The organism is Amycolatopsis sacchari (assembly GCF_900114035.1).
GTDB classification, from domain to species: domain Bacteria; phylum Actinomycetota; class Actinomycetes; order Mycobacteriales; family Pseudonocardiaceae; genus Amycolatopsis_E; species Amycolatopsis_E sacchari.
Map to the genome: position 1 here is coordinate 1 of NZ_FORP01000028.1, position 18,031 is coordinate 18,031.

The window sequence follows — 18,031 nt, forward strand, 5'->3', positions numbered from 1 at the left end:
GGGCAGCACTACCGCCCTGGCTGCACTTCTACAATCACCACCGACCCCACAGCGCAACCAGCGGCAAACCCCCGATCACCCGCCTGACCAACCTCCCTGGACACCACACCTAGGTCAGCCGCTTCCCCACCACCACCCTCCGCCGACACGCTGCGCGTGACAGTAGGCTTTCCGGGTGAGCCTGACTGACCACCTGCTGCGGGGCCTGTCCCCGGCGCGCCCGCTGATCACGCACTACGACGACGCGGCCGGGACGAGGGTCGAGCTGTCCGTCGCGACGGTGGCGAACTGGGCGGCGAAGACGGCGAACTGGCTGGTCGAGGAGTTCGACGTGGAGCCGGGCGACGAGGTGGCCGTGCGGCTGCCCGCGCACTGGCAGACGGCCGGGGTGCTGCTGGGCGCGTGGTGGTGCGGCGCCGACGTGGTGCCGGAGTCGGCGAGCGCGCGGGTGTCGTTCGTCGCGCCGGGCGCGCCCGTCACGGGCACCACCGCGGTGGTCGCGCTCGACCCGATGGGGCGCGGGCTGACGTCCCCGCCGCCGGACGGCGCGCTCGACTACCTCGCCGAGGCCCGGCTGGCCGGTGACGCGTTCAGCCCGATGCTGCCGATCGCCGGTGACACGCCCGCGCTCGCGGGGTCCACTGTGGACGAAGTGCTGTCCGCCGCGCGGGCGCAGGGCGTCCCGGAGGGCGCCCGCCTGCTGTCCACTGTGGAGTGGTCGGTGCCCGGAGGGGTGCTGCGCGGGTTCCTCGGGCCGCTGGCGGCGGGCGCGCACCTGGTGCAGGTGTCGAACCCCGACCCCGCCAAGCTGGCCGACCGCCGGCGCGCGGAGCGCACGACGGCCGACCTGCTGGACTGAGTTTCTACGCGGTCTGGAGCTCCTGCCGCTGGGCGCGCCTGCGCCAGAACAGGACGTGGTCCAGCGAAAGGCGGCCGCCGTTGAAGCCGAGCGCGAGCGCGCCGGCGGCGAGCGCCAGGACGAGTTCGTAGCCGCCCTGGCCGGTGAGCCCGTGGTCGAGGTGGACGAAGAAGATCGCGCCGACCATGTCCACGGCGAGCGCGACGCCGAGCACGGGCAGCGCGAGCCCGAGCATGAACGCGATGGCGCCGACCGTTTCCACGACGATCAGGAACAGCGCGGAGAGCGTCGGCAGCGGGATGCCCATGCCGGTGGTCATCTGGGTGACGCCGTCGAGGCCCATGTCCCACTTCTGGAGGCCGTGCGCGAGGAAGACCACGCCGACCCCGATGCGGCCGAGGAGGGCCGTCACGTCCTGAACCCGTGCGTACATCGGTTCCCCATCCCGTTCAAGTTTCAACTACGTGATCCGACCATACCGGCGGTAGGTGAAAGCGGGGTTAATTTCCCACCGGATGCGGCTTTCAGGTGTTGGCCGGCTTCTCGATCAGCAGCACGCACGCGACCACGCCGGCGAGGAACCACCAGGCGTCAGCGTTGGCCGCCGCGGCGACGATCCCGAGGACGACGGCCGCGAACGCGAGGACGGGAGTGGCATCCTTCGCCATGCCTCCAGCCTGCCCTATCTCGCATAGGCCGGACGTGTGAAATCGGGTGGCATCATCGGGAGATGTCGCCACAGGTGTACGACCGGATCGGGCAAGGCTATTCGCGGGGACGCCGGACGGAGCCCCGGTGGATGGCCGCCATCGAGGCGGCGCTCGCGGACGCCGACTCGGTCATCGACGTGGGTGCGGGCACGGGGTCGTACGAACCGCCCGGCCGCACCGTACTGGCTGTCGAGCCCTCCGGGGAGATGCTCCGGCAGCGCGAGCCGGGTCTGGCTCCGGCGGTGGCGGGCGTCGCCGAGCACCTGCCGGTGCGTGACGATGCGGCCGACGTGGCGATGGCCGTTCTGACGGTGCACCACTGGAACGACTGGCGGCGAGGGCTGGCCGAGCTCCGGCGCATCGCCCGGTGCCAGGTGGTGCTGGCGTACGACACCCGGCTCCACGCGGAGTTCTGGCTCGTCCGGGAGTACATCCCCGAGATCGCGGAGCTCGAACTGGCCCGCCCGTCGGCCGACGACATCGCGATCGAGCTCGGCGCGCGGGAGGTCACGGTCCTGCCGGTGCCGTGGGACTTCCACGATGGCGTGTTCCCGGCGCACTGGCGCCGCCCGGAGGCGTACCTGGACGAGCAGGTACGGCGCAACTGCTCCGCGCTGGCGCAGGCCGACGAGGCGGCGGTGGCCCGCGGCTTGGCGCGGCTGCGCGCGGACCTCGCCTCCGGCCGGTGGCAGGAGCGGCACGCGGACCTCCTGGAACGGGAGGAACTCGACGTCGGATTCCGGTTGATCACGGCCGGAACTTGACGCCTACTCGGCCCGCAGGGCGAAGAACAGGAAACACAGGCCGGTGGTGAGGGCGCGGTACTCCTCGGGGAACAGGTCTCGTGCGGCGGGCGCGGGCTGCGGTTCGCGGACGACGTCGATGCGGAAACCGGCCGAGGTGAAGGCGTCGGTCATCGCGTGCAGGGGCCGGGTCCAGAAGCTCATCGGCATGCTCTGGCCGCCCATCGTCCAGACGAAGGACCAGCGGTAGGTCGCGAAGTAGTCGGCCTCCTGCCCGGCGAGGCGCTGGATGCCGTAGGCCACGAAGGGGTGGTCGACCGAGACGAGCAGCCGGCCGCCGGGCAGCGGGTTGGCCAGGTCGGCGACTCGCAGGTCCACGTCGGCGCCGAGCCGCTGCCGGGCGAGCTCCAGATCCCGGCGCTCGCGTCGATCCCGGTCACGGTCGCCCCTCGATCGCGCAGCGCCGCGGACAGCGGGCCCGAGCCACAGCCCGCAGGGCGAGCTCCAGCGGATCGGCACACTCTGGCACGGACCTCCTCAGGGAATCAGCCGGTTCGTGAACCCCGCTTCCGAAAGCCTCCGGTAGGCGCCAGAAACCGCGGCAGGCACTTCCTGACGAATCGCGTATCCGCGCTCGGCGTACAGCGTGATCCGCTGCGTGTCCCCCACCAGCATGTTGATCACCCGGTCCACGTCGCCGATGGACTCGACGTACTCGTCCAGCGGCTGCCGCCGGGATGCGCAGACGACGTCCACCTCCGGCCAAAGCTTCTTGCACGTCGCGTACGCGCGGCGCTGCTGGTACGGGCGGCTGATCAGCGTCACGGACCGCACCTCGATCTCCCGCTCTTCGAGCAACCGGCGGGTAAGCGTGATGTTCTCGCCGGTGTTGCGGGCTTCGGCCTCGACGAGGACAACCCGGTCGGGTACGCCGAGGCGGAGGGCTTCTTCCCGGTAGTGCACGGCTTCGCCGCGCGGGAAGCGTTCGACAGTGGTGGGAGCGTTCGCACCGGTGAAGACGATGAGCGGGAACATGCCCTGGTGGTACAGCTCCCCGGCGCAGGTCGCGACGCCGAGATCATGGCTGCCCAGCCCGATACCGACGTCGGTGGGCCGCAGCTCGTGGTGCAGGTCGTGGTAGTCCCACAGCGTTTCGACGTCGGCGCGCAGCTCCGCCGGGATGCGGGGCGGGGCCTGATCCGAGACCCCGCCCACCGGACTCAGCCCTTCAGCAGCTGCCGGGCCATCACCATGCGCTGGATCTGGTTCGTGCCCTCGTAGATCTGCGTGATCTTCGCGTCCCGCATCATGCGCTCGACCGGGAAGTCACGGGTGTAACCGGCGCCGCCGAAGAGCTGCACGGCGTCCGTGGTCACCTCCATCGCGATGTCGGACGCGTAGGTCTTCGCGGCCGAGGCGAGGAAGCCCGAACGCGCGTCGCCCCGCTCGGAGGCCGCCGCGGAGGCGTACACCAGGTGGCGGGCGGCCTCGATCTTCATGCCCATGTCCGCCAGCATGAACTGCACGCCCTGGAACTCGGCGATCGCCTTGCCGAACTGCTTGCGCTCCTTCACGTACGCGACCGCCGCGTCCAGCGCGCCCTGCGCGATGCCCAGCGCCTGCGCCCCGATCGTCGGGCGCGTGTGGTCCAGCGTCGCCAGCGCCGTCTTCAGGCCCGTGCCCGGCTCACCGATGATGCGGTCCGCCGGGATGGTGCAGTTCTCGAAGTACAGCTCACGCGTCGGCGAGCCCTTGATGCCGAGCTTGCGCTCCTTCGGCCCCACCGAGAACCCGGGGTCGTCCTTGTGCACCACGAACGCCGAGATGCCGTGCGCCTTCTTCTCCGCCTTCGGGTCGGTCACCGCCATCACGGTGTACCAGGTCGACTCGCCGGCGTTGGTGATCCACGCCTTCGCGCCGTTGAGCACCCAGTGGTCCCCGTCCAGCACCGCACGCGTGCGCATCGACGCGGTGTCCGAACCCGCCTCGCGCTCCGACAGCCCGTACGAGGCCGACGCGCCCGCCGCGATCTCCGGCAGCACCAGCTTCTTCAGGTCCTCCGACGCCGACAGGATGATCGGCTGCGTCCCCAGCTTGTTCACCGCCGGGATGAGCGACGCCGACGCGTCGACCCGCGCGACCTCCTCGATCACGATGCACGCCGCGACCGCGTCCGCGCCCTGCCCCTCGTACTCCTCCGGGATGTGCACCGCCGAAAAACCGGCCTTGACCAGGGCGTCCCTCGCCTCGGACGGGTACCGCTCCTGCTCGTCCACCTCCGCCGCGTACGGGGCGATCTCCTTCTCCGCCAGCGCGCGCACGGCGGCACGCAGCTCCTCGTGCTCCTCGGCCAACTGGTACAAGCCCGACACCGGCGTCACCCTCCTCACGGCGAAACTGTCCCATCGATGTTAGCGCTCGTTCACGCCCCGCTTTCTGTGTCGTAGGCCGCATCTTTCGCCTTATCGTGTAGTGATGCCGATCACCATGCCCGCCGGAGTGCCTGGCTCGCTCGACTACCCTGAAGTCCCCGTCGGATCGATCCTCGCCGGTGCCGCCGCCCGCTACGGCGACCGCGTCGCGTACCGCCACCACGACCGCACCCTCACGTTCACGCAGGTGCACCGGGCGGCGTGCCGGTTCGCCCACGCCCTGCGCGCACACGGCGTCCAGCCCGGCGACACCGTCGCCATCCACGCCCCCAACTGCCTCGCCTACCCCGTCGCGTACTACGGGATCCTGCTGGCAGGCGCCACCTTCACCCCCGCCAACCCGCTGCTGCCGCCCGCGGACCTCGCCGCTCAGCTGGCCGACTCGGGGGCCGTCGCCGCCGTCACCTTCGGCAAGGCCGCGCAGGCGCTGGCCGCGGTGCGGGACCGGACGAGCGTGCGGCTGGTCGTCGAGGCGTCCGAGGTCGACGAGTTCTCCGTGGGGCAGCCGGAAACCGCGCCCGACGTGGAGATCGACATCTACGACCGTCTCGCGCACCTCGCCTACACCGGCGGTACCACCGGCCGCTCCAAGGGCGTCGAGCTGCCGCACCGGAACGTGGTGGTCAACTCGCTGCAGTACGCGTGCTGGGGCAGCGGATCGGTCCCGGTGCTCGACGCGGACGGCAACCTGACGCTCGACCAGCGCGGCAGCGAGGAGGAGTACCGCGGCAGGCTCGGCACCGGCGTCGCGATCAACCTCACCCCGTGGTTCCACGCGATGGGCACGATCGGTGGCCTCAACGTGCCCATGCTCAGCGGCACCACGATCGTCCTGCAGGACGGCTTCGACCCGGTGCGCTACCTCGCCGACGCCGAACGGCTGCGCGTCACGCAGATCGGCGGGGCACCCGCGTTGTTCGCCGCGCTGCTGAACTGCCCCGACTTCGCCACGCGCGACCTGTCGTCGGTGCGCTCGCTGACGTCGGGCGCCGCTCCCCTGCCGCACGAGATGCTCCGCGCGCTCGCGCGCCGCTTCCCGGACGCGGTGATCAACGAGGGCTACGGGCTCACCGAGGTCACGATGGGCGCCACGAGCGGGCCCGCTTTCCGCTCGGGCACGCGGAAACAGGGCACGGTGGGGGTGCCGGTGTTCGACACGGAGGTCAAGATCGTGCCCGCCGAGGGCGGCGAGGACCCGCTGCCCGCCGGGGAACCGGGCGAGGTGTGCATCCGCGGCCCGCAGGTGATGCGCGGCTACCACAACCGGCCCGAGGAGACGGCGGCCGTGCTCGTCGACGGCTGGCTGCACACCGGTGACGTCGGCGTGCTGGACAAGGAGGGCTACCTGTCCATTGTGGACCGCAAGAAGGACATGCTGCTGTACAAGGGGTACAACGTCTACCCGCGTGAGCTGGAGGAGCTGCTGATGGCGCAGCCGGGCGTGCGCGCCGCGGCGGTCGTGGGCCGCAGGCGCGCGGACGTCGGCGAGCTGCCGGTCGCGTTCGTCGTGCGGGCCGGGGAGTCCGTCAGCGAGGAGGCGCTCCTGGCGGCGGTGAACGACAACGTGTTGCCCTACAAGCGGATCCGGGAGCTGATCTTCGTGGACGAGATCCCGGTGTCCGCCGCGGGGAAGGTGCTCAAGCGGGAGTTACGAGCCCAGCTTGGCGCGTAGCGCCTCGTCCTTGTCCAGCACCAGCTTTTCCAGGTCCGCCTGGAACCGCGCCATGCGCTCCCGCAGCGCCGGGTCGTGCGCCGCCAGCATCCGCACGGCGAGCAGCCCGGCGTTGCGGGCCCCGCCGACGGAAACCGTCGCCACCGGCACACCCGCCGGCATCTGCACGATCGACAGCAGCGAGTCCAGCCCGTCGAGGTACTTCAGCGGCACCGGCACGCCGATCACCGGCAGCACCGTGGCCGACGCGACCATGCCGGGCAGGTGCGCGGCGCCGCCGGCCCCGGCGATGATCACCTTGAGGCCCCGGTCGGCGGCGGTCTTCGCGTAGTCCAGCATGCGCTGCGGCGTCCGGTGCGCCGAGTACACGCCGACCTCGTAGGGCACGCCGAACTCGTCGAGCGCCTGCCCGGCGGCCTCCAGCACGGGCCAGTCCGAGTCGCTGCCCATGATCACGCCGACCTGCGGGCTCATCATCGCTCCTTGCCGTGGATGTCGTAGCCGTCGAGCCATTCCGCGTGCGACAGCCAGTGCGCGGACAGGGTCGCCCTCGTGCGCAGCTCCGCCATGTCCTGGCCGACGAAGTTCACGTGCCCCAGCTTGCGGCCGGGGCGCTCGCCCTTGCCGTAGAGGTGCACCCGGGCCTCGGGGAACCGCGCGAACAGGTGGTGCAGCCGCTCGTCCGGGCCCATCTTCGGGGTGGCGGGCGCACCCAGCACGTTCGCCATCACCGTGGGCGCGAGCAGTTCCGTCGAGCCCAGCGGGTAGTCCAGCACCGCACGCAGGTGCTGCTCGAACTGCGAGGTGCGGGAGCCGTCCATGGTCCAGTGCCCGGAGTTGTGCGGGCGCATCGCCAGCTCGTTGATCACCAGGCCGCCGTCGGTGTCGAACAGCTCGACCGCCAGCACGCCGACCACGTTGAGCGCGTCGGCGATGCGCAGCGCGAGGTCCTGCGCCTCGTCGACCTTGCGGGCGGTCAGCCCCGGCGCGGGCGCGAGCACCTCGGTGTTGATGCCGTCCTTCTGCACGGTCTCCACGACCGGCCAGGCGGCGCCCTGCCCGAACGGCGAGCGGGCGACCAGCGCACACAGTTCGCGGCGCATCTCGACGCGGCGCTCGACCATCAGCTGCGTGCCCGCGGCGAGCAGCTCGGGCACCAGCGTGCGGGCCTGGCCGTCGGAGTCCAGCATCCACACGCCCTTGCCGTCGTAGCCGCCGGTGGCGGCCTTCAGCACGACGGGCCACGAGTGCTCGGCGCCGAACTTCAGCACATCGTCCACTTCGGACACTTCGGCGAACGGCGGGCACGGGTAGTCCTCCGCCGACAGGCGTTCGCGCATGATCAGCTTGTTCTGCGCGAAGGCGAGCGCGTCCGGCCCCGGCCGGATGGGCACGTCCTCGTTCATCGCGAGCACGAGCAGGTGCTCGCCGGGCACGTGCTCGTGGTCGAACGTGAGCACGTCGACGGTCTTCGCGAAGGCTTCGAGCGCTTCGAGATCGGTGTGGTGGCCGATCGTGACGTCTGCGGCGACCATGGCCGCGGCGTCGTTCTCGTTCGCGGCGAGCACCCGCAGCGACTGGCCGAGCGCGATCGCGGCCTGGTGCGTCATCCGGGCGAGCTGGCCGCCGCCCACCATGCCGACTACCGGGAGACCCGTGCGTTTGTCCACGGCTGGAGCTTAACTGCGGCGCGGAGCGCCTCCTTGAGGGGCGGCGGTCGGGCATAGAGGGAGACGCAGCTCACGGACTGCGAGCCCGAGGATTCCCAGCGCTGCGGCCAGCACATACGCGTTGCCGAGCAGGGACCAGCCGAGCCCCCACGTGAACTCCGTCGTCCCGCCGTTGGGCACCAGCATCACCACGCAGCTGCCGAACAACACCGCGACCGCCGCCGCCCAGACCCACCGGCGCTTCGTTCCCAGCAACGCCAGCAGCGGCACCGCCCACACCCAGTGGTGCGTCCACGACACCGGCGACGCCAGCAGCCCCAGGAACGCCGTCACCAGCAACGCCGCCAGCGCCTCGCCGCGGGCGTGCAGCCGCCGCACGAGCCACACCGAAGGCACGGCCAGCACGGCCGCGATCAGCAACGCGACCTTGCCCGACCACACCGCGTCGTGCGAGGCGCGGTGCACGAGCCCGTTCAGCGACTGGTTGAAGATCCAGTGCACGCCGCCGATCCGGTCCGGGTCGAACGCGGCGTGCGTCCAGTACTCCAGCGCGTCCCGCGGGACCAGCGCGAACATCAGCGCCTGCAGCCCGGCGAACGTGCCCAGCGCACGCAGCCCGTCCCGCCACCGGCCGGTCACGAACAGGTGCGCCACGAAGATCAACGGGGTCAGCTTCACCGCCGCCGCGATACCGGTCAGCACCCCCGAAAACCGGTGCCGCCGCCCCAGCACATCGACGACGACCAGTGCCAGCAGGACCAGGTTGACCTGCCCCAGGAACAACGTCTTCCACACCGGCTCCAGCGCCAGCGCCGGCACCGCGAGCACCAGCGCCCGCCGCGCGCACACCCACACCACGACGGCGAGCGAGACCACCGACACCGTCGTGACGATCCCCCACGCGAGCCCCGGCGGCAGCGCGGCGAGCGGCACGAACAGCAGCGCCGCCGCGGGCGGGTACGTGAACGGCAGCGCGACCCACGACGGCAGCGCCGCCAGCCGGTCCAGCGTGTACAGCGGCTCGCCGTGCAACAGGGTCAGCGCGCCCGCCCGGTACACCGCGCTGTCCGCGCCCAGCCGCCACCCCGCGAGCCAGGCGCACACCCCGGCCGCGAACGCCGCGACGGCGAGCAGGCAGGCCAGGAGCCGCCCGGGATCAGCGGACAGCCGGGGAGTCGACATCGCCACGCTTGCGCTGCCGGGCCCACCGCGTCACGAGGACGGCCGCGAGGACGAGGGGCATCAGGATGTAGGCGTTGCCGAGCACGCTCTGCCAGAACTTCCAGTGCAGCTCGATGTTGCGCCCGTTCGGCAGGAACAGCAGCACGCAGCTGATGAACACCGCGATCACCGCGCCCGTGCCGAACCACCGGCGCCACGCCGTGCCCGGGCTGGTCTGCGGCAGCCGCGAGATGAGCAGCACGATCAGCGGCACCGCCCACACCCAGTGGTGCGACCACGAGATCGGCGAGGCCAGCAACGCGAAGAACGCGCTGACCAGCAACGCGGCCAGCGCCTGCCCGCGGCGGTGGAAGCGCAGCATCAGCCAGATCGCCGGGATCGCGAGCAGCGCGCTGATCCCGATCGCCGCCTTCGACGCCCACGGCGCGAGGTCGGTGACGCGGTTCATCAGGCCGTTGAGGGACTGGTTGCCCGCCCAGTGCACCGGGCCGATGCGGCCGGTGTCGGAGATCGTCTTGGTCCAGTACCGGATGGTGTCGCCGGGGATCAGCAGCAGCATGAGCAGCTGGAGCCCGAGGAACGTGGCCAGCGCCCGCGCCGCGTCCGCGCGCTTGCCGGTGAGGAACAGGTGCACCACGAAGATCAGCGGCGTCAGCTTCACGGCCGCGGCGATGCCGACCATGACGCCTCCGCCACGCCCCCCGCGAGCCGTCACGACGAGGACGTCCACCACGACCAGCGCCATCAGGATCAGGTTGATCTGGCCGAGGAACATCGTGCGCCAGACCGGTTCGAGCCCGAGCATCAGCACCGAGAACACCAGGGTCGCCCGCGCGGGGGAGGACCACCAGCGCGGCACCCCGGCCGCGGGCTTGGGCAGCGAGCCGATCGCGACCCGGATCACCAGTGCCATCGCCAGCACCGAGATCGCCGTCAGCACCCCCCACGCGACCTGCGTCGGCACGACCGCCATCGGCACGAACAGCAGCGCCGCCGTCGGCGGGTACGTGAACGGCAGCAGCGCCCACCACGGCTCGGGCGCGAGCGTGCTGGAGTCGTACAGCGGGTCCCCGTGCAGCAGGGTCAGCGCACCGGCGCGGTACACGGCGTTGTCCACGCCGAGCCGCCAGTCCAGCAGCCAGCCGACCACGCCGAGCGCGATCGCCAGCACCGGCACGACGGACAGCAGCAGCATGGACCTCGGCCGCATCGACAACCGGGTGAGCGAGGTCCGCAGCGCCAGGCGCGGCGGCGTCGCGCGCGTGAACGGCTCACTGCCGGCAGCGGGCACTGACTGGGTCACCCTTCCAGGAAAGCACGGATGAGCATCGGCCTGCGCACAAGCCCCGGCCATCGCGGGCCCGAACGGGACGACGGGGTCAGGACCGGGCGAGCCGCCGCAACAGGGCGCACGCCCCGTCGTGGGTCGGGGGCAACCGGACCAGCCGGATGCGGGGGTTGGTCAGCTCGGCCAGGTGCGGGTCGACGGACAGCCGCTCGTGCAGTGCCCGCCGCAGCAGCACCGCCTTCGACGCGATCCCGCCGTCCCTCGGCAACACGGCGACCAGCGTCGACGGGCCCGCGGTCGCGATGCTCTCACCGCCGTCGAGCACGCTCCGCAGCGCCTCGGCGAGCAGGATCATGCCGGTCACCCGGTGCCAGCCGGCCACCTCGGACAGGTCGAGGGTCACCACCAGCAGCGTGTGGTCCTCCGCGGCCGCGCGGCCGATGACCTCGGCCTGCCGGTAGATCTCGCCGAGCCGGGTGCGCAGGTAGGCGGCCGTGGGCAGGCCGGTCAGGGAGTCGACGACCTCGATGCGCGCGAGCTGGTCCATCGCCACGTCCGCCCACGCCAGCGCCGTCACCCGGAGCAGCCGGGCGGGCAGGGCGTCGACATCCGGGGCGACCAGCCCGTCGTCGTCCCCGGTGAGCACGGCGTGCAGGGCCGCGACGTCGGCGAGGACCTCGGCCAGCCCGGCGCCCGCGTGCGCCCTCGCCCTGGCCAGGCCCGCCAGCGCGTCCTCGGGATCGCCCTCCAGCGCCTCCGCGCACACGGCGTCGACCTCGGGAAGCGCCCAGTCGCTCGGGAAGCGCCAGCCCGCGGCGAGGCTCGCCGTCCGCCACTTCGCACGCAACTCCCGCAGGGAGCGGCCGGTTACCGGGTCGGTGAACGCACCGCGCGGTCTCCAGCTCCGCTGCCGGGGACCGCCCCCGTCGCCGGCTGGTACATCCACTCGCGACCGTCCTTTCGTCCACACTGCCGATCTCGTGACGTCCGGAGGTCTCTGGTATGACGCACCGGCCGTCGCCGGTTTCCCCGGGTGATCTTGTTGCACTCCTGGGGGCTTCGACGACCCCGGAGGGTGACGTGTTCGCCGAGTTCCGTCACACTGATCGCTGCGCGACGTCTGGTTCGACGAACGGTGCCGCGATCACCGTTCGTCCCAGCCTGGACAGAAGGAGAGCAGTGTCCACCGTTCCCGCGGGTTTCGACGAGAAGAGCGACGCCGAGCTGATCACCGCGGTGCGCAACGGGGACCTCACGGCGTACGGCGCGCTCTACGAGCGCCACGTCGGCGCCGCCTACAACCTGGCGCGCCAGCTCGCGCGGTCGAAGGCCGAGTCCGACGACCTGGTGTCCGACGCGTTCGCCAAGGTCCTCGACACGCTCCGGGCCGGCAAGGGCCCCGACAGCGCCTTCCGCGCGTACCTGCTCACCGCGCTGCGGCACACCGCCTACGACCGCACGCGCAAGGAGAAGCGGCTCGACCTCAGCGAGGACATGACCACGTTGAGCGGCGCGGGCGGAGCCGCCACCGACGCGCTGACCGTCCCGTTCTCCGACACCGCGGTCGCCGGGCTCGAACGGACCATGGCCGCGAAGGCGTTCGCGCGGCTGCCGGAGCGGTGGCAGGCCGTGCTGTGGCACACCGAGATCGAGCAGCAGAGCCCCGCCGAGGTCGCGCCGCTGCTGGGCCTGACCCCCAACGGCGTGTCCGCGCTCGCCTACCGCGCGCGTGAGGGGCTGCGGCAGGCGTACCTGCAGGTCCACCTCGCCGAGACCTCCGCCGAACGCTGCCGCGCGACGGCCGACCGGCTGGGCGCCTGGACCCGCGACGGACTGTCCAAACGCGAACGCGCCCAGGTCGAGGCGCACCTCGACGAGTGCGAGCGGTGCCGCGCGCTGGCCGCCGAGCTGGCGGACGTCAACGGCGCGCTGCGGGCCGTCGTCGCCCCGATCGTGCTGGGCGGTGCGGTGGTCGGCTACCTCGCGGCGACCGGCGCCAAGGCGAGTGCCGCGACGGCAACGGTCGCCGCGGCGTCGGCCGGTTCGGCGGGCGGGGCCGCGGGTGCCGCCGCGGCCGGGCCACGGCAGTTCCTCGGCGTCGCGGCGTCCGGGGTCGCGATCGCGGCCGCGGTCGCGACGGCGCTGGCCGCCGGCGGTGGCCCCCAGGAGATCCCGACCGCGGCCTCGACACCGACGCCGCCCCCGGTCGTCCAGCCCGCACCCGCACCCGCGCCGGCGCCCCAGGTGCCCGCTCCCCCCGCGCCTCCCGCCCCGCCGGCCCCGCCAGTGGTGCCCGCTCCCCCGCCCGTGCAGCCGGCGCCGTCGGTCCCGCCGACGCTGCCCGCACCCCCGCCACCGCCGGCGGCTCCGCCGGCCCCGGCTCCCGCGAACCTCACCGCGGACTCGCCCGCGCAGGGCATCGAGCTGGACCCGGGGCAGGGCGCGGTCGCCCTGCCGATCACGGTCCGCAACACCGGCGGTTCCGTCTCCGAGCCCGTCGTGGCGACCCTGAACCTGCCGCCGGGCATCCGCGCCGTCCCGCCGGGCGGCGGCGGTGGTGCGGCGGCCGCACGCGGGTTCGCCGTGCAGGCGAGCCAGGGACCGCTCACCGTGGACTGCCCCGCGGGCACCGGCACCGTCACGTGCTCCACCGACCGGGGCCTGCAACCCGGCGAAACGGCGGTGCTGACGTTCCGGCTGATGGCCGACGACGACGCGCGGCCCGGCCAGGTGACGGGCTCGGTCACCGCGGGCACGACGATCCGGCTCGCGGTCGACGTGCCGGTCGCGGTCAAGCCGCGGCCCGACGCGCTGACCCTGGCCGTGAGCGGCGACGACGACTTCCCGTGGCCGTGGTTCCACGAGCGCGCGTTCACCGTGACCGTCACCAACGACGGCCCGAACACCAAGCCGGTCACGGTCGACGTGGACCGGAAGGCGGACCTGACGGACGGCCCGGCCACCTGCACCACCGGTGACCACGCGATCAGCTGCACCAGCACGCAAGCGCTTGCGCCGCACGAGCAGCTGCGACTGAGGTTCGACACGAGGTGGCACCCGTTCGACCCCGGCTTCATCACCGTCACGGCGACGCTGGGCACGGCCACCGAGACCGCCAAGGTGCCGTTCCTGTGCTGGCCGGACCTGCCGTGCGGCGTGCCTTCGCCGGACCCGACGACGCCCACGGGCACCAGCACCAGCAGCACCACGTCGACGTCGTCGTCCTCGTCCTCGTCGAGCACCCATGCGACGACGTCCACGTCGGGCTCCGGCCCGGCCACGAGCAGTCCGGCCTCCTCGTCGTCCTCGGCGACGTCCAGCAGCACCCCGCCGCCGAGCAGCAGCAGCACGCCCTCGACCACCAGCACGCCTTCGAGCAGCTCGACGAAGCCGAAACCGCCTTGGTGCTGGCTGTTCTGCTGGCCCTGGTGAGGGCAGGCGTAGGGTCACCCCCCGTGGCCATCGTCGAAACCGTGCTGGGGCTCCTCCCGCGCCCCGCGCGGGCGCTGCTGATCAAGCACCGTGAACTGCTGAAGTTCGCCCTGGTCGGCGGCGCGTGCTTCGTGCTGACCAACGTCGTGAACTACGCGCTCAAACTGACCGTGCTGCGCGGCAACCCGGTGACGGCGTTGATCCTCGCGGTGCTCGTGGCGACCGTCGTGTCCTACGTGCTGTCACGGGAATGGTCGTTCCGCACGCGCGGCGGCCGGGAACGGCAGCACGAGGCGGCGTTGTTCTTCGTGATCAGCGGGATCGCGGTGGGCCTGAACTCGCTGCCGCTGGCGATCTCCCGTTACGTGCTCGAACTGCGCACCCCGCACGTCGGACTGTTCACGCAGGAGGTCGCCGACTATTTCAGCGGGATGGTCCTCGGCACGCTCGTGGCGATGCTGTTCCGCTGGTGGGCGTTCAAGAAATGGGTGTTCCCGCAGGCGGGCGCGCGGCCGAGGGTGGTGCGGGCGGCTCCCGCGGAAGAGGACGAACCGGACGTCCGGGCCGCCTGAACTCCTGCGCCCTCCCGCAGCTCCGTACACTGCGGGACGTGACCGTTGTGGAAAGCGTGCTTTCGCACACTCCCGAGCCGCTGCGCTCGGTGCTGATCAAACACCGGGAGCTGCTGAAGTTCGGCATCGTCGGTGGCACGACGTTCATCGTCGACAACGGTGTGTGGTACCTGCTCAAACTGAGCGTGCTGGAAGACAAGCCGACCACGGCGAAGGCGATCGCGATCATCGTAGCGACGATCGTGTCCTACATCCTCAACCGCGAGTGGTCGTTCCGCACGCGCGGCGGCCGCGAACGGCACCACGAGGCCGCGTTGTTCTTCGTGATCAGCGGGCTCGCCGTGGTCGTGAACCTGATCCCGCTGTACCTCTCGCGGTACGCGTTCCACCTCGAAGTCCCGCACGTGACCCGGTTCGTGCAGGAAACGGCGGACTTCATCAGCGGTTCGATCATCGGCATGCTGCTGGCGATGGTGTTCCGCTTCTGGGGTTTCAAGAAGTGGGTTTTCCCCGACGATCTCGGCCAGCGCCGCCGCGACGCGGTGAAAAGCGCGGATATTCGCGAATTGCGGCCCAAGATCTGACGCCGGGCGCGCAGCGCCTCCTTGAGGGGTGGCGGTCGGGCGACGGGTGGGCTTAGCGAGGCACACGTTCCGAGGGCCAGCGCACTTCGCGGACGTCTCCCGGACTCGGCACCCGCAGGAACAGGCTGAACACCGCGGGCCGCCTGCTCGACAGCTCCAGCCGCCCGCCGTCAGCCTCGGCCAGGGCGCGCGCCAGTGCCAGCCCGACACCCGTCGAACCGCCACCGGAGAACCCGCGCTCGAACACGTGCGGCGCCAGTTCGTCCGGAATGCCCGAACCCGTGTCGGTCACCTCGACGACCACCGTCCCCTCGGCGTCGCCGCGCCGCGCGGCCAGCGTGACCGTGCCGGCGCCGTGGCGGAGCGCGTTGTCCAGCAGCACCCCCACCACCTCCCGGAGACGGCCGGGCGTCGCCCGCGCGATCAGGCCGTCCCCGATCCGCAGCCGCAGGTTCCGCCCCTCCGCCCGCAGCAACTGCCGCCACTCCTGCGCGACCTCGGGCAACGCGGTGGCCAGCTCCACCGGCTCGGCGTCCACCTCGCTCGCCGCGCGAGCCGCCGCCAGCAGCTCCTCCAGCGCCTCGGACAACCGGTCCGCCTGCTCCTGCGCGGCGCGCGCCTCCTCGGCGACGTCGTGGTCGTCGACGATCGTGAGCGGCTCCAGGCGCAGCTGCAGCGCGGTGAGCCTGCTGCGGAGCTGGTGCGAAACGTCCCCGACCAGCTGCCGCTCCCGCTGCACGAGCTGCGCCAGCGCGGTGCCGGACGTGTCGAGCGCCTCGGCGACCATGTCCAGCTCCCCCACCCCGTACCGGCTGGGATCGGGCCGGAAGTCCCCGCCGCCGAGCTTCGCCGCGCGCTCCGCGACGTGCCGCAGCGGTTTGGCCAGCCGCCGCGCCGTCACGGTCGCGACGACGGTGCCGATGCTCACCGACAACACGACCAGCAGCAGCACGGCGAGCGTCACCGTGGTCTGCCGCGAGCGCAGCGGACCGGACGGGATCGCCAGCTCCAGCGTGCCGTCCCGCGCCAGCTGCACGCGCGCCGTCACCGGGTCCGTGCCGGGCTCGGAACCCTCGGTCTGCGCGGGCTGCCCCGGCAACCGCACCGTCAGCTTGCCGCCTGCCGGGATCGCGACCGCCACGGCCGCGAGGTCGGCGTCGCTGAGCTGCCCGTCCGCGAGATCGGTGTCCAGCGTCGCGGCGATCTGCGAAGCGCGGGCGCCCAGGTCCTCGGTGGTGATGCTGTCGACGAGCTTCCACGCCGTCACGCCCAGCGGGATCCCGAGCGCGGCGGCGGTCACCGCGACGGCGAGCAGGATGGCCAGCAGGATGCGGCGCCGCACGCCTACTCCGTGTTGAAGCGGAAGCCGACGCCCCGCACCGTCGCGATGCGGCGCTCGCCGTCACCGGAGTGCACGACCGCGCCCTTGCCGTCGCTGGTCACCGACAGCTTCCGCCGCAGCCACGACATGTGCATGTCGAGCGTCTTCGACGTCTTGGACTCCAGGTCGTTCCACACCTCGGCGAGGATCTCGTCGCGGCTGACGACCTGCCCGGCGCGGCTCATCAGCACCCGCAGCAGCTCGAACTCCTTGTTCGCGAGCTGGATCTCCTTGCCCTCGACGGTGACCAGCCGGGCGCCCAGGTCCATCCGGACGCCACCGGCCTCGAGCACCTCGGGCGCCCGGCGGCGCAGCAGCGCCCGGATGCGGGCGAGCAGCTCGGCGAGCCGGAACGGCTTGGCCACGTAGTCGTCCGCGCCCGCGTCGAGGCCCACGACGAAGTCCACCTCGTCGGTGCGGGCGGTGAGCATCAGCACCGGCAGCTCGGTGCCGCTCGCACGCAGGCGGCGGCACACCTCCAGGCCGTCCATCCCCGGCAGGCCCAGGTCGAGTACCAGCAGGTCGACGCGCTGCTCCCCGGTCGTCTCCAGCACGGTGGGCCCGTCGCCGACGACCTGGACCTCATAGCCCTCGCGCTGCAGGGCGCGCGACAACGGTTCCGCGATCGCCGGATCGTCCTCGGCGAGTAACACCATGCTCACCTGGCCAACTCTACGACCGGTCGGCGTGAAAACATCGTCGCGTGGCCAGCTACTCGGACGATCTCACTCTCGCAGGACGCCTCGCCGACGCCGCCGACGCGATCACCACCGCCCGGTTCCGCGCCCGCGACCTCGAAGTGAACAGCAAACCGGACCGCACGCCGGTGACCGACGCCGACACCGCCGTCGAGGACGCCGTGCGCGAACTGCTCGCCGCCGAGCGGCCGGACGACGCCGTCGCGGGTGAGGAGCGGGGCGGTTCCGGCTGGTCAGCGGGCCGCACGTGGATCCTCGACCCGATCGACGGCACCAAGAACTTCCTGCGGGGCGCGCCGGTGTGGGCCACGCTGATCGCGCTGGTCGAGGACGGCACACCCGTGGTCGGGATGGTGAGCGCGCCGCTGCTGGGCCGCCGGTGGTGGGCGAGCCTCGGCGAAGGCGCGTGGCTGCGGGATTCGGCGGGCGAACGGCGGATCTCGGTGTCCGGGGTGTCCTCACTGGACGACGCGTACCTGTCCACGACGCACCTGAACTCGTGGAGCGAGTACCACTCGCGCGAGGCGTACCTGGCGCTCAACGACGCGTGCTGGGAGACGCGCGCGTTCGGCGATTTCTGGTCGCACTGCCTGGTCGCGGAGGGCGCGATCGACCTGGCGGCGGAGGCGGTCGTGAACCCGTGGGACGTCGCGCCGATGCAGGTGCTGGTGACCGAGGCGGGCGGCCGGTTCAGCGACCTCGGCGGCGAGGTCCGGTTCGACGGCGGGTCGGCATTGTCGTCCAACGGGCGGCTGCACGACGCGGCGCTGGCGATCCTGCAGCGGCGCTGAACGGTCCGTGCAGAAAT

The 18,031-nt window shown here is 72.1% G+C and carries 19 protein-coding genes and 1 pseudogene; 8 read left to right on the forward strand and 12 right to left on the reverse strand.

Annotation, left to right across the window (positions count from 1 at the left end; genetic code table 11):
- Together BMZ92_RS37070 and BMZ92_RS31160 are read left to right on the forward strand one after the other, a co-directional pair.
- Positions 1 to 113: pseudogene (locus BMZ92_RS37070) on the forward strand (IS481 family transposase); the annotation flags it as partial.
- A 62-nt stretch (positions 114 to 175) separates the two neighbouring features.
- Positions 176 to 859, forward strand: coding sequence for a TIGR03089 family protein (locus BMZ92_RS31160; RefSeq protein ID WP_091514970.1), 684 nt, complete (start codon positions 176 to 178; stop codon positions 857 to 859).
- A gap of 4 nt (positions 860 to 863) precedes the next feature.
- Here the strand turns inward: BMZ92_RS31160 and BMZ92_RS31165 are convergent, their stop codons facing one another.
- Both BMZ92_RS31165 and BMZ92_RS37640 read right to left on the reverse strand, forming a co-directional pair.
- Positions 864 to 1,292: a DoxX family protein gene (locus BMZ92_RS31165; protein WP_091514972.1), complete on the reverse strand. Its 429-nt coding sequence runs from the start codon at positions 1,290 to 1,292 to the stop codon at positions 864 to 866.
- Between the two features lie 91 nt (positions 1,293 to 1,383).
- Positions 1,384 to 1,527: a hypothetical protein gene (locus tag BMZ92_RS37640; protein WP_177228952.1), complete on the reverse strand. Its 144-nt coding sequence runs from the start codon at positions 1,525 to 1,527 to the stop codon at positions 1,384 to 1,386.
- 131 nt (positions 1,528 to 1,658) lie between these two features.
- Between BMZ92_RS37640 and BMZ92_RS31170 the strand changes: the two genes are divergently transcribed.
- Positions 1,659 to 2,333 carry a class I SAM-dependent methyltransferase gene (locus BMZ92_RS31170; protein WP_245783360.1) on the forward strand — a complete coding sequence of 225 codons (675 nt, stop codon included), beginning with the start codon at positions 1,659 to 1,661 and terminating at the stop codon, positions 2,331 to 2,333.
- A gap of 3 nt (positions 2,334 to 2,336) precedes the next feature.
- On the opposite strand, the gene BMZ92_RS31175 is transcribed toward BMZ92_RS31170, so the two are convergent.
- Genes BMZ92_RS31175 through BMZ92_RS31185 form a run of 3 tightly spaced genes read right to left on the reverse strand, consistent with a single transcriptional unit; the run spans position 2,337 to position 4,675 of the window.
- The gene (locus BMZ92_RS31175; protein ID WP_425425879.1) at positions 2,337 to 2,831 is read right to left on the reverse strand and encodes a hypothetical protein; all 495 of its coding nucleotides are present in this window, start codon (positions 2,829 to 2,831) and stop codon (positions 2,337 to 2,339) included.
- Positions 2,832 to 2,849: 18 nt separating this feature from the next.
- Positions 2,850 to 3,527 carry a YdcF family protein gene (locus BMZ92_RS31180; RefSeq protein ID WP_091514978.1) on the reverse strand — a complete coding sequence of 226 codons (678 nt, stop codon included), beginning with the start codon at positions 3,525 to 3,527 and terminating at the stop codon, positions 2,850 to 2,852.
- A gap of 5 nt (positions 3,528 to 3,532) precedes the next feature.
- Positions 3,533 to 4,675 carry an acyl-CoA dehydrogenase family protein gene (locus BMZ92_RS31185; RefSeq protein WP_218153586.1) on the reverse strand — a complete coding sequence of 381 codons (1,143 nt, stop codon included), beginning with the start codon at positions 4,673 to 4,675 and terminating at the stop codon, positions 3,533 to 3,535.
- A 112-nt stretch (positions 4,676 to 4,787) separates the two neighbouring features.
- On the opposite strand from BMZ92_RS31185, the gene BMZ92_RS31190 reads away from it, so the two are divergent.
- Positions 4,788 to 6,416 carry a class I adenylate-forming enzyme family protein gene (locus BMZ92_RS31190; RefSeq protein WP_091514985.1) on the forward strand — a complete coding sequence of 543 codons (1,629 nt, stop codon included), beginning with the start codon at positions 4,788 to 4,790 and terminating at the stop codon, positions 6,414 to 6,416.
- On the opposite strand, the gene purE is transcribed toward BMZ92_RS31190, so the two are convergent.
- The 5 genes from purE to BMZ92_RS31215 all read right to left on the reverse strand — a co-directional run bounded on the left by purE (position 6,393) and on the right by BMZ92_RS31215 (position 11,502).
- Positions 6,393 to 6,890 carry a 5-(carboxyamino)imidazole ribonucleotide mutase gene (gene purE / locus BMZ92_RS31195; protein WP_091514988.1) on the reverse strand — a complete coding sequence of 166 codons (498 nt, stop codon included), beginning with the start codon at positions 6,888 to 6,890 and terminating at the stop codon, positions 6,393 to 6,395. The two genes, BMZ92_RS31190 and purE, sit on opposite strands and share 24 nt — an antisense overlap.
- Positions 6,890 to 8,086 carry a 5-(carboxyamino)imidazole ribonucleotide synthase gene (locus BMZ92_RS31200; RefSeq protein WP_091514990.1) on the reverse strand — a complete coding sequence of 399 codons (1,197 nt, stop codon included), beginning with the start codon at positions 8,084 to 8,086 and terminating at the stop codon, positions 6,890 to 6,892. The genes purE and BMZ92_RS31200 overlap by 1 nt, the downstream gene beginning before the upstream one ends.
- Positions 8,087 to 8,095: 9 nt before the next feature.
- Positions 8,096 to 9,268 carry a glycosyltransferase 87 family protein gene (locus BMZ92_RS31205; RefSeq protein WP_091515146.1) on the reverse strand — a complete coding sequence of 391 codons (1,173 nt, stop codon included), beginning with the start codon at positions 9,266 to 9,268 and terminating at the stop codon, positions 8,096 to 8,098.
- Positions 9,243 to 10,571 carry a glycosyltransferase 87 family protein gene (locus BMZ92_RS31210; RefSeq protein ID WP_245783361.1) on the reverse strand — a complete coding sequence of 443 codons (1,329 nt, stop codon included), beginning with the start codon at positions 10,569 to 10,571 and terminating at the stop codon, positions 9,243 to 9,245. The genes BMZ92_RS31205 and BMZ92_RS31210 overlap by 26 nt, the downstream gene beginning before the upstream one ends.
- A 76-nt stretch (positions 10,572 to 10,647) precedes the next feature.
- Entirely contained in the window at positions 10,648 to 11,502 is an 855-nt protein-coding gene (locus BMZ92_RS31215; protein ID WP_425425880.1) for a GGDEF domain-containing protein, read from the reverse strand.
- Between the two features lie 233 nt (positions 11,503 to 11,735).
- Between BMZ92_RS31215 and BMZ92_RS31220 the strand changes: the two genes are divergently transcribed.
- From BMZ92_RS31220 to BMZ92_RS31230, 3 genes are read left to right on the forward strand one after another with little or no spacing between them, the layout of a single operon-like run.
- A complete protein-coding gene (locus BMZ92_RS31220; RefSeq protein WP_091514997.1) occupies positions 11,736 to 13,988 on the forward strand; it encodes a sigma-70 family RNA polymerase sigma factor in 2,253 nt (750 codons plus the stop codon).
- Between the two features lie 23 nt (positions 13,989 to 14,011).
- Positions 14,012 to 14,560 carry a GtrA family protein gene (locus tag BMZ92_RS31225; RefSeq protein WP_091515000.1) on the forward strand — a complete coding sequence of 183 codons (549 nt, stop codon included), beginning with the start codon at positions 14,012 to 14,014 and terminating at the stop codon, positions 14,558 to 14,560.
- Between the two features lie 38 nt (positions 14,561 to 14,598).
- Positions 14,599 to 15,144, forward strand: coding sequence for a GtrA family protein (locus tag BMZ92_RS31230; RefSeq protein WP_177228953.1), 546 nt, complete (start codon positions 14,599 to 14,601; stop codon positions 15,142 to 15,144).
- Between the two features lie 52 nt (positions 15,145 to 15,196).
- On the opposite strand, the gene BMZ92_RS31235 is transcribed toward BMZ92_RS31230, so the two are convergent.
- Both BMZ92_RS31235 and BMZ92_RS31240 read right to left on the reverse strand, forming a co-directional pair.
- On the reverse strand, positions 15,197 to 16,486 hold the full coding sequence (locus BMZ92_RS31235; RefSeq protein ID WP_091515005.1) for an ATP-binding protein: 1,290 nt from the start codon (positions 16,484 to 16,486) through the stop codon (positions 15,197 to 15,199).
- Positions 16,487 to 16,488: 2 nt separating this feature from the next.
- Positions 16,489 to 17,181 carry a response regulator transcription factor gene (locus tag BMZ92_RS31240; RefSeq protein ID WP_091515007.1) on the reverse strand — a complete coding sequence of 231 codons (693 nt, stop codon included), beginning with the start codon at positions 17,179 to 17,181 and terminating at the stop codon, positions 16,489 to 16,491.
- Positions 17,182 to 17,228: 47 nt separating this feature from the next.
- Here BMZ92_RS31240 and hisN point away from each other — a divergent pair, with 47 nt between their 5' ends.
- A complete protein-coding gene (gene hisN / locus BMZ92_RS31245) occupies positions 17,229 to 18,014 on the forward strand; it encodes a histidinol-phosphatase (RefSeq protein WP_091515009.1) in 786 nt (261 codons plus the stop codon).
- Positions 18,015 to 18,031 lie beyond the last annotated feature (17 nt).